Below are 12042 nucleotides of genomic sequence, written 5' to 3'. Positions count from 1 at the left end.
CGCTGTGTCGTCCGGCGTCCAGGCGGGCGGTGCTCGGAGCACCTGCGCCGCCGCCGCAGCGGCCGTCCCGGGAGCCAGGATGTGACGTAGCCTACGTCGCAAGGCGCGGATGACCCGCGGGCCGTTCTGCCGGGTCCCGGCCGGTGGACGAGCGTGGGGAGACCCGATGAGCGACGCGGTCTGCACGGGGCGGAGCACGGCGCCGACCTGGTCCTTCGAGGCCTTCCAGGAGGCCGTCTCCGCGACGTTCGTCCCGCTGTCGGCCCAGACCAGTGCCGAGGCGGGCTTCGCGGGAAGCGTCGTGCAGGCGGACGTCGGGCCGCTGCACCTCGCCGAGGTCACGGCCGGTCAGCACGTCGTCCGCCGGACCAGCCGCCTCGTCCGACGTCCGGACCCCGACTTCTACAAGCTGAGCCTCCAGGTCGAGGGGCGCGGCATCCTGACCCAGGACGGCCGGGACGCCGTGCTCCGCCCCGGGGACCTCGCCCTCTACGACACCACCCGGCCGTACACCCTCCGGTTCGACGCGCCCTTCCGGATGGTCGTGCTGATGTTCCGGCGTCCGCTCCTGCGGCTCCCCGAGGCGTCGGTGCGGGTCCTCGCCGGGCAGCGGATCGACGGTGACCACGGCCTCGGGACGCTCATCGGGCCGTTCCTCTCCGGGTTGCCCGGGCAGCTCCGCCGGTGCGCCCCGGGTGCCGGCGCCAACCTGGCCGACGCCGTGCTGGACATGCTCGTCGCCGCCCTGATGGACGAGCTGGAGGGCGCTGCCCTGCCCGTGCCCGGGAGTCGCCAGGCGGCCCTCCTGCACCGGGTGAAGGCCTTCATCGAGGAGCGGTTGGCCGACCCGGAGCTGGACCCGGCCACGATCGCTGTGGCGCACCACATCTCGCCGCGCTACCTGCGGAAGCTGTTCGAGTCCGAGGGGGAGAGCGTGGGTCGGTGGATCAGGAGGCGGCGGCTGGAGCAGTGCCGGCAGGACCTCACGCGCCCGGAGCTGCTCGACCAGCCACTGCACACGGTGGCTGCCCGGTGGTGCTTCACCGACCCCGCCCACTTCTCCCGGCTCTTCAAGGCCACCTACGGCCAGTCCCCGCGGTCGTACCGCTCCGGCCGACCCGACGCCGCGCCAGGTCCGCGGCCGGCCAGCGCTGACCGCCGTCCGCACCACCTCGCTGGCTGAGCCGGTTCAGCCGGGCGACGTCGCGAGGAGGCCGGCGGCGGCCCGCTCGCGGTGCTCACGGGGACTGACGCCGTGACGACTGCGGAACGCCTTGCTGAGGTGGGACGGGTCGACGATCCCCCAGCGACGGGCGATCGCGGCCACCGGCTCTCCCCGCCGGACGGGGTCCTCGAGGTCACGGCGCACCCGGTCCAGCCGCCGGCCGCGGACGTGGCCGGCGACGGTGAGCGCGTGCCGGCTGAAGACCTTGTGCAGGTGACGGGTGGAGACGTGGTGCGCGGCGGCGATCGTGCCGGGGGAGAGGGACGGGTCGCCGAGCCGGTCGTCGATCCACCGCAGGACGGCCTCGAACAGCTCATCACGGTGACCGCCGCCTCCCGCGGCCGCCCGCACGTGCCCCGCCAGCAGTCCGGTCACCGCGTCTGCGGCCTGCAGCCGCTGCTGGGCCGACAGCCCGGCGAACTGGTCGGAGAGCTGGGCCAGCAGGCCGGCCAGCACCCGGGCCGAGGGGGACGCCGCCAGTGCGTCGTCGGCGGCGGCCGTGCGCAGCACCTCCTGGCCGACGCCCAGGACCGAGGGGGTCACCTCGAGGAGGAGGTAGCGATAGGGACCGCGGACCTGCAGCCGGAACGGCCGGTTGCGGGAGTAGAGCACCACCCGGTCCGGGGCCAGCAGCACCGTTCGGTCCTCGCCGCCGGGCCCGCACTGCTGCAGCGTCCCCTCGCCCTCGAACAGCACGCCCAGACAGTGGCCGGGGAGGCGGCGGGTGGCCGGGACCGGGGTCACCACCACGTCGGCACGGTCACGGAAGTCGCAGGCCGGGATCCGGCCCAGGTGCCAGGAGCGTGCACTCAGCCCCGCCCACTGCGCCGGGCCGTGCAGGAGGACGGCGTCCGGCGCCACCGACCCGGCCGCCTCGCCCAGGTAGCCCTGGACGACGGTGCCGCGCGGTCCCCTCACCTGCTCCACGGTCGCCTCCGTCTCCGGTCGCCCCCTCGGCGCCGGTGGGAGTCCTGGTCCGTCATGGGTCTCCGCCTGCGGGGTGTCGGCGCCGTCCGGGGCAGGGGGGTGGCCGGCTTCCCGGCAGGCCCGTTCCGGTGCACAGATGGCAGCACACCGACCAGTGGTCGATCTTGTCCGTGGCGGTCCTGCGGTTGACCCGGATGGCCCAGTTGTCCTGGCCCTGCACCGCCACGCCAGGGGTTGCGACCGTCCACAGGCGGGGGTCAGGACTCGCGGGCGTGGTGGCGAAGGGCCCAGCCGCGCGCGCGGCTACCGCGGTGAACTGCTCGAGGCGTTGCGACGGGAGAGGAGGTGCCCGCTCACGAGCACGACCGCCAAGAGGCCGATCACGACCAGCGTGGTCGTCCCCGACCACGGCAGCGTGTTCCCCGACGCGTTGTCCCTGCGCGCCATGGTGCTGTCTCTCGCCGTGTCGGGGCCGGCCTCAGCGGCGGAATCAGTTGCAGTTCCGGAGTCGGTCGCAGTCCCGGAGTCAGGTGCAGTCCCGGACCCGGCCACTGCCTCCGAGCCGGCCGCCGTCTCGGAACCGGCCGCCGGCGTCTCCGCGCCCGCCGGCGTCTCGGCCAGGGACCGGAGCTGCTCGGCCAGCGTGACGACCGCCTGGGTCCAGTCGCGCGCCGCCAGGTCCGGGACCACCTCACCGGCCAGCACGGCGTCGACGTCCGCCACGGGCAGCGGGAACCCCTCGGCCACCCACCACCCGTAGTCGTAGGTGCCCCCTCCGACGGCCACGGCCAGGAGGATGTCCGAGTCACCGAGTCCGGACAGTTCGGCGGTGCGTTGAGCCCATTCACCGGCCGGCACGGCGTCGAAGTCGGAGACGAAGACGGTGTGGAGACCGATGTCGCGTTCGGCCTCCAGCCGGTCGACGGCCTGCTGGACGACCTGTCGATCGGCGGCACCGATCACGACGCTGTCATCCGTGAGCTGACCCGACACCGGCCTCGGCGGGCCGGCCGATGCCGGCCCGGCGGCGAGGAGCACGAGCACCAGTGCACCGAGGACCGTCCATGTCCTGCGCATCCCATCATCTCCAAGGTCCATCGAGGCCGGGCTCCTGTCGGGGCGGCACAGTGTGCACGGCCGTGGCCGTGTGCGGTCACGTCCGGCTCACCGCGTCAGGGAACGTACGAGCCGATCACGGGTCGGTTGACCCGTGCAGGGTTCGGCGTGGAGGCCGTTTCTGGATGGGTCGTCGTCCTTCCCGGACCGCCCCGCACAGGGAGCGGCCGGGTGCAGGCTCTTCGCGCCGGCTGACCGCACCCTCCCGCTACGTCGAGATGCTTGACGGTGACGGAACGTGAATCCGCCGGATGCGCCATCCAGCGGGTGGCCGCGCTGCGAACGCCCTTCGTGCGAGGGACGACGACTCGGTCATGGCACCGGGTCAGGGATGCCCAGCCATGTGCGGAGAGTGAGCGAATGTCGTCACGTGACAGCGGGATCAGCCGATGAGCGCCGAATCGGAGACCGCACCGTCCCCGCAGCAGGGGCCGGGATCGACGGTGACCGCGGCGCCGGCTGTGAGGGACTCCGTCGGCGGCGTCTCGGGGCTCTCGCACGCGTGCGACCCGGTCCCGTCGGGCGACGTCGCCGGGACGCCGCCGAGCACCGCGGAGTCGCTGCGGTCGACGCCCCGGCTGGTCGGCATCGACGCTGCCCGTGGCATCGCCCTGGTCGGGATGATCGCGGTGCACCAGTTCGAGGCGACCGACGCGGACGGGACCGCGTCCCTGGCCTGGACCCTGGCGGCAGGCAAGTCGGCGGCGCTGTTCGCCCTGCTGGCCGGGGTGGGCATCGCCTTCACCACGGGTGGCCGCCGGCGACGGCCGACGGGACGGACGTGGACGGCCCAGGCGGCGTCGCTGCTGGTCCGCGCCCTCATCATCGGCGTGGTGGGGCTGGCCCTCGGCCACCTCGTCCCGACGGACTCGGCCGGGGTGATCCTCCCGTACTACGCCGCCCTGTTCGTGCTCGCCGTCCCGCTGCTGTCCCTGTCCATCCGTGCCCTGGTGGTGCTGGCGACGGTGATCGTGCTCGCCGTCCCCGTCCTCAGCCACCTGCTCCGAGCCGGCACCGCACCGGTGATCGTCCCCAACATGACCGTCACCGACCTGGTCGACCACCCACTGCAGGTGCTGGTCGAGCTCACCGTCACCGGCCAGTACCCGGCGCTGGCGTGGCTGGCCTACCTGTGCGTCGGGCTCGCCGTCGGTCGCGCCGCGCTCTCCAGCCGGGCAGTCGTGGGGGCGGTGGTCCTGGTCGGTGGCGCACTGGTCGTCGTCTCGATGACCGTGTCCTGGCTGCTGCTCGACGTCCTCGGCGGCCGCGCGCGGCTCGACCAGGTGGCCCTGCAGTCGATGACGCCGCAGGAGTACGCCGACGTCACGACGTCCGGGTGGAACGGGACGACCCCGACGGACACCGGCTGGTGGCTGGCCACGATGGCGCCGCACTCCAGCACGTCGTTGGACCTGGCCTACACGATCGGCGTCGCGCTGGTGGTGCTCGGGGCGTGCATCCTGCTCGGGCGCATGACGACCACGCTGCTGCGGCCCCTGGCCGCAGCGGGGAGCATGACGCTGACCCTCTACTGCACGCACCTGGTGATGCTCAGCGCGCCCGCCGTCCCCGGTGGACCGACCGGCTTCCTGCTGCAGGTCGCGGTGCTGGTGGCGTTCGCACTCCTCTGGAGCCGTGGCCACGCCCGAGGGCCGTTCGAAGAGCTCGTCGCCGAGGCTGCCGGCGCCGTCCGCAGGAAGGTCCTGGCCGCACCGAGGACGGAGCACCGCGGCGCCCACCGCAAGCACTGAGACCGGGCGGGGTGACAGGCGTGGGCCGGGCTCTGCAACACGCCCTTCTGGGTCGACCGAACGGCCGGCATCACGGCGGCGGTGTACACCCAGACCCTGCCGTTCGTCGCGCCCGAGGTGCACCAGGTCCACGTGGACGTGGAGACAGCTCTGTACGACGCCCTCTGAGGGATCGAGGGTGGCGTGCCCACTGGGTCCAGCCCGCCGCCGGGAGGGAGGTTGCAGCGAGGTCTACGGCCGGCCACCGGTCCGCGGGAAGCGGCTGAGGAAGTCATCAGCGATCTGGTCGAAGGTCGCCCACCGGACGCCGTCGTGCCCGTTGATGTGCTCGATGAGCCGTTCGAGCATGAGCAGCACCTGCGGGCGCCCGGAGACGTCCGGGTGGATGGTCATGGTGAAGGCCGCGTGGTCCATCTCGCGGTGCACCCAGTCGAACTGGTCGCGCCACATCTGCTCGATGTCCCGCGGGTTCACGAAGCCGTGGCTGTTCGGACTGGACTTGATGAACATCATCGGCGGCAGGTCGTCCAGGTACCAGTTGGCCGGGATCTCGACCAGATCGGTCTCCTCCCCGCGGACCAGCGGCTCCATCCAGCTCTCCGCCGACGCCGAGTAGTCGATCTTCGTCCAGGAGTCACCAACCCGGACGAAGTAGGGCTCGAAGTCCCGGTGCATCAGGGAGTGGTCGTACTTGATGCCGCGCTCGAGCAGCAGCTCGTTGGTGACGCCGCTGAACTCCCACCAGGGGGCCACGTACCCGGTGGGACGGCGCCCGGTCCGCTCCTCGATCAGCTGGATGCAGCGGTCGAGGACGGCCTGCTCCTGCTCCCGGCTCATCGCGATCGGGTTCTCGTGGCTGTAGCCGTGCACGCCGATCTCGTGCCCGGCTGCGACGCACGCCTCGAACTGCTCCGGGAACGTCTCGATCGAGTGCCCCGGCCAGAAGAACGTCTGCGTCAGGCCGTACCGCCGGAACAGCTCGAGGATGCGCGGGACACCGACCTCGCCGGCGAACACGCCGCGGGAGATGTCGTCGGGGGAGTCCTCCCCGCCGTAGGAACCCAGCCAGCCGCCCACGGCGTCGATGTCGACGCCGAAGGCCACGAGGATCTCCTTGCTCATCGTCGGCACGCTCCTTCGATCAGGTCGCCCCGGGCCGGGGCGGTGGGGTCAGCCGGTGAGGTGCTGGGTCAGCACCCGCCGTGGGTCGTCGGGGGCGAGGGCGAGCGCTGCGGCCAGCAGCAGCCGTCCCTGCCAGGGGCTCAGGTCACCGGCGAACACGGCCCCGCCTCGGGCAAGCCGGGCACCACCGGCGGCGTAGAGGGGGGCGACCGGGCCCGACGGCACCCGCGAGCAGACCAGCACCGGGACCCCGCCGGCGACGAGCTCCTCGGTGGCCTCGGCGATCGACGGGGGGACGTTCCCGGCGCCGAGGGCCTGCAGGACGAGCCCGGCTGCGCCGGCGGCGACTGCGGCGTGCAGCAGCGCCGCGTCCGCGCCGAGGTGGCAGGCGACGACGTCGACGCGTGGCAGTTCCGCCCGCAGGTCGAGCGGCAGGGGGGACGGACGCGGCGGCCTGGCCAGCGGCAGCACCGACTCGCCGGCCAGCCGGAGCACCGGCCCTCGCCCGGGGGCACCGAACGCACCGCTGCGCAGGGTGTCGATCTTGCGGACCCCACGGGCGGCGAAGGTGAGGCCGTCGAAGCAGAGCAGCACACCGAGGTCCCGGGCGGCGGGGGCGGAGGCGACCCGCAGCGCATCGGCGAGGTTGGCCGGACCGTCGGGCGCCGGGCTGTCGAAGGGGCGCTGCGCACCGGTGAAGACGATCGGGCGCGGGTCGTCGTGCACGAGATCGGCGAGGTACGCGGACTCCTCCATGGTGTCGGTGCCATGGGTGACGACGACGCCGTCCACGCCGTCCCCCAGGCAGCGCCGGGCCGCTGCCACCAGGCCCCGCAGGTCCGACGTCGTCAGGGCGAAGCTCGCGACGGTGCCGAGGTCGCTGGTCGTCACGGACACACCGGCGGGGGAGCGGGCCGCGGCGAGCAGCTCCGCGGCGGGGGTGACCGCCGCGAGCCCGTCCGGTCCCTGCCGGCTGGCGATGGTGCCGCCCGTGGCGAGCAGGTGGACCCGTCTCACGCGACCTCCGTCCGGACCTGGCGCGGCCATGGGCGACGACGTGCCCACGGTCCTCCGCTCGCCGCTCGTCGGCGACCGGAGCGACGCACCGGGTGCGAGACGACGGTCGAGGGGACGGCTCCCGCCGTCCTCAGGGGTGGGGGCTTCATCGTTCGCCCGGATAGGGCGGTGCGCTGTCGGCCACGACCGCCCCGCGCTCACCCAGCGGCTGCTCCGGTCCGACCGTCGAGTCGTGGGTCGTCTCGCGTTCGGTCTCGGCGTTCACCGCTGCGCCCACGATGATCAGGAACACGGTCACCCACAGCCAGACCATGCTGATCGCCACGCCGGCGAGGCCGCCGTAGGTCGTGTGGTAGGTACCCAGGCGCTCGACATAGGCGAAGAACCCGAGCGTGGTGGCCAACCACAGGAGCGTCGCGACGGTCGAGCCCCCCGTGGTCCACCGCCAGCGGGCCTCCTTGCGATCAGGGGCCACCCGGTACAGCACGGCGAGCGCCGAGGTCATGAGGGCGGCCAGGCACAGCCAGGCGAGCACGGGCGAGAGCGTGCGGACGAAGTCCGGAGCCGCGGCGAGCGATCTCGAGACGACGCCGGCCGCAGTGACGAGGGCACCCAGGACGAGAGCACCACCGAGGACGAGGAGGACCGCGAGGCCGCCGCGACGGAGGAAGCCCCGGGTCTCGGTCTCGTGGTAAGCGAGGGTCAGCCCGTCGATCAGGTAGGTCATGGCGGTCGTCGCCGTCCAGAGCGCGACCACCAGCCCGGCGAGCCCGCGCCAGGTGAGCACGTGCGTCGAGGCGGCGGTGATCGTCGTGAGCTGATCGGCCACCATCGGCCGGAGTTCGGTGGGGAGCATCCCGGTCACGCGTGACAGCTGCTGGAGCGCCCCCTCGGGGGTGTTGACCGCGCCGTAGACCGATATCGCCGTCACCAGCACCGGGGCGATCGACAGGATGGCGAAGAACGCCACCGCTGCGCTCTGCACCAACAGCCGATCGCTGATCACGTGCACCCGGACGCGCCGGAGGAGGCGGCGCCAGCCGAGGGCGGAGATCTTCCGGGGCGAGTCGGCATCGCTCGCCGGGGGAGGACGGCCAGACGCTGCGGTCCGCGTCCCGCGCCCGTCTCCCCGAGCCGACACCATGGCTCATCTCACCTGCGGCCGCTGCAGGCCGCAACACCCCGCTGCCCGTGCGGCTGTGGCGGATCGCCACGGCGCTCGCCGACGTGGTGCGAGTCAGCGGCGGGCCATCGCCTCGCGCACCTGCCGCAACGACGGGTTGGTCAGGTACTCGCTCCCGACGACCACGGTCGGCGAGAGCTCGGCAGCGGACTCACGACCCCTGCCTCCCGGTGCCTCAGGCGGTCTGGTCGGCCTCGGCGGAGACCACGGCTTCCTCGCGGCTGGGGAACGGCCCGGCGGTGCGGCCGTCGGCGCGGCAGGTCCACCGGTAGCCGTCCAGGGTCTGCTCGACGAGGTAGCCGTCCGGGTCGGCGGGGCCGTGGCCCGGGCGCTCGTACGGGTCGGTCATGCGAACACCACGTTCCTGAAACGGACCCCGGCGAACGCGCTGCCGAGGTGGACGACGGGCACGGGGCGGCAGGTGGTGTCCGCCACGGTCAGGGTCTCGGCGACGGTGTCCGCGCGCGTGAAGGAGAGCCCCGCGCCGGTGACGGTGATCCGCAGCCGGACGTACGTGCCCCGCGCCGGCGCCGTTCCCCCCGTCGAGGACGCCAGCGTGGTGGCGACCCCCTCGAGGACCCGCTGGACGTCCAGGCTGCCGTCTCCCCGCACGGTGAAGAGGTAGCCGTTGACGCCGGGCGATGACCGGGACGACGGTCGGTACGGGTGGTCGTCGGTGCTCAGGAGGACAGGCCCGCCGCTCCTGCGGCACGTCCCGTCCACCCGCACGTCGAGGTGCAGTGTGAACGCCGCCGGGTCCGGCGGTGCGAGGAAGCCCATGAGCGTGGAGTGGACGGTGTCCGAGGCGTCGAAGCCCCAGGACGAGTCGTCCGGGTGGAACCGGCCGCGGCTGGTGTCCGGCAGCATCCCGGGCAGCCAGGTCTGTCGGGCGAAGAGGTCCGAGGTGCGGCGGCCCGCGTCCCCGGCGACGTAGCGGGGGTCGTCGGAGAAGATCGCGTCCACGCCGGCGGCGACGACGGCGTCCCGCTGGTGCCGGCGGTTCACCGTGTAGCAGGCCACCTGGATCCCCGCCGCATGTGCCGCTGTGCAGACCGCGGAGGTCACGCGGCCCACCGGCGGGCCGATCCAGCCGATGCCCTCGGCGGCGGCCCGGGCGACGTCGGTGCTGCCGAGCCAGATGACGCTCCACCCACGGGAGAGCGCCAGCCGGCAATCGGCGAGGGCGAAGGACTGGAGCAGCACGGACGCCGGACGGACACCGTGTCGCTCGAGCGCGTCGATCATCGGGCCCATCGCATCGCTGCTCTTGGCCTCGGCGCAGAGGAGGACGCGGTTGCCGAACTCGGTGAGCACCTCCTCGAACAGGGGAGGGCGCAGCCCGTCGGGCCAGCCTCCGCCGAGGGTGACCGAGGCGTCGATGTCCAGCTGCTTCCAGGTCACCGACGTGTGGTCGGCGACGTTGCCGCTGGAGGTGGTCATCCGGTCCACGGTGCCGTCGTGCATGACACCGAGACCGCCGTCGGCGAGCCTCGACACGTCCTGCTCGATGACCGCCGAGCCCTGGCCCACCGCGACCCGGTAGCCCTCCATCGTGTGCTCGGGCACCTGCAGGGACCCGCCGCGGTGGGCGATGACGAACGGCCGGCTCAGGTCGGCGAAGTCCACGCGCGACCTTAAGCCCGCCGCTCGGGCCCGCGCGCCGGCGGGCACGACCACCGCCGCCCTGCTGCTCGCACCGACGGCGCCGAGAACCGTTGTCCCACGGGCGTGCAGGGGTGATGCTGGTGCATGGCGTCGCAACCGTCCTACGAGCAGTCGAAGCAGGTCGCCGAGTCCAGCCGCGAGACCGAGTGGACCCAGCCGTCGTTCGGCAAGCAGCTGTTCCTCGGCGACTTCCGGCTCGACCTCGTCCACCCGCAGCCGGGGCTCGACGGGGCCGCGGTGGAGAAGGGCGAGGCGTTCCTCGAGCGCCTCCGCACGTTCCTCACCGAGCACGTCGACCGGCAGCGGATCGAGCGCGAGGCGAAGATCCCCGACGACGTCCTCCGGGGCCTCGGGGAGCTGGGTGCGCTCGGCATGAAGATCCCCGAGGAGTACGGGGGCCTCGGGCTGAGCCAGGTGTACTACAACCGGGCGCTGGCCATGGCCGGCACGTGGCACTCGTCGATCTCGACGCTGCTCTCCGCACACCAGTCGATCGGCCTGCCCGAGCCGCTGCGGCTGTTCGGCTCCGAGGAGCAGAAGCGCCACTGGCTGCCCAGGCTGGCCAGGGACCACATCTCGGCGTTCCTGCTCACCGAGCCGGACGTCGGCTCGGACCCGGCGCGGATGAGCACGACCGCCGTCCCGACCGACGACGGCACCGGCTACCGGATCAACGGCACGAAGCTGTGGGCGACCAACGGCGCCATCGCCGACGTGGTCGTGGTCATGGCCGTCGTCCCGAGGTCGGACGGCCATCGGGGCGGCATCACCGCGTTCCTCTGCCCGTGCGACCGCGCGGGCATCACGGTCGAGCACCGCAACGAGTTCATGGGCCTCCGGGGCATCGAGAACTCGGTGACCCGCTTCGACGACGTCGTCGTCCCCACCGAGGACGTGATCGGCGGCGAGGGCAAGGGCCTGCGGATTGCGCTCACCACGCTCAACACCGGCCGCCTGTCGCTGCCGGCGTTCTGTTCCTCGGCGGTGACGTACTCGCTGAAGATCGCCCGCGAGTGGTCGGCCGAACGGAGGCAGTGGGGGCGGCCGATCGGCGAGCACGACCCGGTCGCGCAGAAGCTCGCCTGGCTGGCGGGGACGGCGTTCGGCCTCGAGGCGGTGCTCGACGTGTCCAGTCGCCTGGCCGACGACAAGCGCAACGACATCCGCATCGAGGCAGCCCTGGCCAAGCTCTACTCGTCCGAGCTCGGCTGGACCGCCGTCGACGAGATGGTCCAGATCCGCGGCGGTCGCGCCTACGAGACCGCCGAGTCGCTCGCGCGGCGCGGCGAGAAGCCGGTGCCGGCCGAGCAGCTGCTGCGGGACATGCGGATCAACCGGATCTTCGAGGGGTCCACGGAGATCATGCACCTGCTGATCGCCCGCGAGGCCGTGGACGAGCACCTGAGGGTCGCGGGGGACCTGGTGCTCGGGAACGCCCGCCCGGTCGACAAGGCCAAGGCCGCCGCGAAGGCGGGGGCCTTCTACGCCCGGTGGCTCCCGACGCTGGCCACCGGCGCCGGGCAGCGCCCCGGCTCCTACGCCGAGTTCGGGGAGCTGGCCAGGCACCTGCGCTACGTCGAACGCCACTCCCGCAAGCTCGCCCGCTCGACCTTCTACGCGATGGGCCGACACCAGGCCCGCCTCGAGCAGAAGGGCCACCTGCTCGGCCGGATCGTCGACATCGGCGCCGAGCTGTACGCGATCTCGTGCGCCTGCGTGTACGCGGACACCATCGGGAGCGAGCAGCCCGCCCGCCGGCAGGAGGCGGCGGAACTGGCCGACCTGTTCTGCCGTCAGGCCCGTCGTCGCGCCGATCGGCTGTTCGCGGAACTGTGGGACAACGACGACCGAGACCAGTACCAGGCCGCCCAGCAGGTGCTCTCCGGCCGGTACACGTGGTTCGAGGAGGACGTGCTCGACCCGGCCGGTGACGGTCCGATGATGCCGACGCACGAACCACCGGCAGCCGAGCAGTTCGACGAGCCTGCGCCCACGGTGCCGGCCGCGCCCGCCTCGTAGCGCGCTACGGGAGCGGA

General features: G+C 73.0%; 10 protein-coding genes. 3 read left to right on the top strand and 7 right to left on the bottom strand.

What is annotated here, in order from left to right; translation table 11 throughout:
- The first annotated feature begins 166 nt into the window (after positions 1 to 166).
- Positions 167 to 1183, top strand: coding sequence for a helix-turn-helix domain-containing protein (locus O2W53_RS11500; RefSeq protein ID WP_269163156.1), 1017 nt, complete (start codon positions 167 to 169; stop codon positions 1181 to 1183).
- A 6-nt stretch (positions 1184 to 1189) separates the two neighbouring features.
- On the opposite strand, the gene O2W53_RS11495 is transcribed toward O2W53_RS11500, so the two are convergent.
- Both O2W53_RS11495 and O2W53_RS11490 read right to left on the bottom strand, forming a co-directional pair.
- Positions 1190 to 2143 (bottom strand): helix-turn-helix domain-containing protein, encoded by a 954-nt coding sequence (locus O2W53_RS11495; RefSeq protein ID WP_269163155.1) that lies wholly within the window; start codon positions 2141 to 2143, stop codon positions 1190 to 1192.
- A 312-nt stretch (positions 2144 to 2455) separates the two neighbouring features.
- Positions 2456 to 3229 carry a TPM domain-containing protein gene (locus tag O2W53_RS11490; protein ID WP_269163154.1) on the bottom strand — a complete coding sequence of 258 codons (774 nt, stop codon included), beginning with the start codon at positions 3227 to 3229 and terminating at the stop codon, positions 2456 to 2458.
- A 428-nt stretch (positions 3230 to 3657) separates the two neighbouring features.
- On the opposite strand from O2W53_RS11490, the gene O2W53_RS11485 reads away from it, so the two are divergent.
- Entirely contained in the window at positions 3658 to 5019 is a 1362-nt protein-coding gene (locus O2W53_RS11485; protein WP_269163153.1) for an acyltransferase family protein, read from the top strand.
- Between the two features lie 231 nt (positions 5020 to 5250).
- On the opposite strand, the gene O2W53_RS11480 is transcribed toward O2W53_RS11485, so the two are convergent.
- From O2W53_RS11480 to O2W53_RS11460, 5 genes are all read right to left on the bottom strand, one after another.
- Complete coding sequence (locus O2W53_RS11480) at positions 5251 to 6141, bottom strand: polysaccharide deacetylase family protein (RefSeq protein WP_269163152.1); 891 nt, start codon at positions 6139 to 6141, stop codon at positions 5251 to 5253.
- A 48-nt stretch (positions 6142 to 6189) separates the two neighbouring features.
- Positions 6190 to 7158, bottom strand: coding sequence for an asparaginase (locus O2W53_RS11475; protein WP_269163151.1), 969 nt, complete (start codon positions 7156 to 7158; stop codon positions 6190 to 6192).
- Positions 7159 to 7303: 145 nt separating this feature from the next.
- Positions 7304 to 8164 (bottom strand): YihY/virulence factor BrkB family protein, encoded by an 861-nt coding sequence (locus tag O2W53_RS11470; RefSeq protein WP_269163150.1) that lies wholly within the window; start codon positions 8162 to 8164, stop codon positions 7304 to 7306.
- A gap of 352 nt (positions 8165 to 8516) precedes the next feature.
- Positions 8517 to 8690, bottom strand: a complete 174-nt coding sequence (locus tag O2W53_RS11465; protein WP_269163149.1) for a hypothetical protein — start codon at positions 8688 to 8690, stop codon at positions 8517 to 8519.
- Complete coding sequence (locus tag O2W53_RS11460) at positions 8687 to 9967, bottom strand: glycerophosphodiester phosphodiesterase (protein WP_269163148.1); 1281 nt, start codon at positions 9965 to 9967, stop codon at positions 8687 to 8689. Before O2W53_RS11460 ends, O2W53_RS11465 begins: the two co-directional genes overlap by 4 nt.
- Before the next feature lie 123 nt (positions 9968 to 10090).
- Between O2W53_RS11460 and O2W53_RS11455 the strand changes: the two genes are divergently transcribed.
- The gene (locus tag O2W53_RS11455) at positions 10091 to 12025 is read left to right on the top strand and encodes an acyl-CoA dehydrogenase family protein (protein WP_269163147.1); all 1935 of its coding nucleotides are present in this window, start codon (positions 10091 to 10093) and stop codon (positions 12023 to 12025) included.
- Positions 12026 to 12042: the final 17 nt, after the last annotated feature.

Origin of the sequence: Modestobacter sp. VKM Ac-2978, assembly GCF_026968025.1 — a bacterium.
Taxonomy (GTDB): Bacteria; Actinomycetota; Actinomycetes; order Mycobacteriales; family Geodermatophilaceae; genus Modestobacter.
Note: the sequence above shows the minus strand (reverse complement) of the source record. Positions and strands in the feature narration are given on the sequence as shown.

Coding starts and splice junctions, on each gene's coding strand:
- O2W53_RS11490 (WP_269163154.1), bottom strand. CDS start 3,229: ATGCGCAGGACATGGACGGTCCTCGGTGCACTGGTGCTCGTGCTCCTC.
- O2W53_RS11465 (WP_269163149.1), bottom strand. CDS start 8,690: ATGACCGACCCGTACGAGCGCCCGGGCCACGGCCCCGCCGACCCGGAC.
- O2W53_RS11480 (WP_269163152.1), bottom strand. CDS start 6,141: ATGAGCAAGGAGATCCTCGTGGCCTTCGGCGTCGACATCGACGCCGTG.
- O2W53_RS11455 (WP_269163147.1), top strand. CDS start 10,091: ATGGCGTCGCAACCGTCCTACGAGCAGTCGAAGCAGGTCGCCGAGTCC.
- O2W53_RS11485 (WP_269163153.1), top strand. CDS start 3,658: ATGAGCGCCGAATCGGAGACCGCACCGTCCCCGCAGCAGGGGCCGGGA.
- O2W53_RS11500 (WP_269163156.1), top strand. CDS start 167: ATGAGCGACGCGGTCTGCACGGGGCGGAGCACGGCGCCGACCTGGTCC.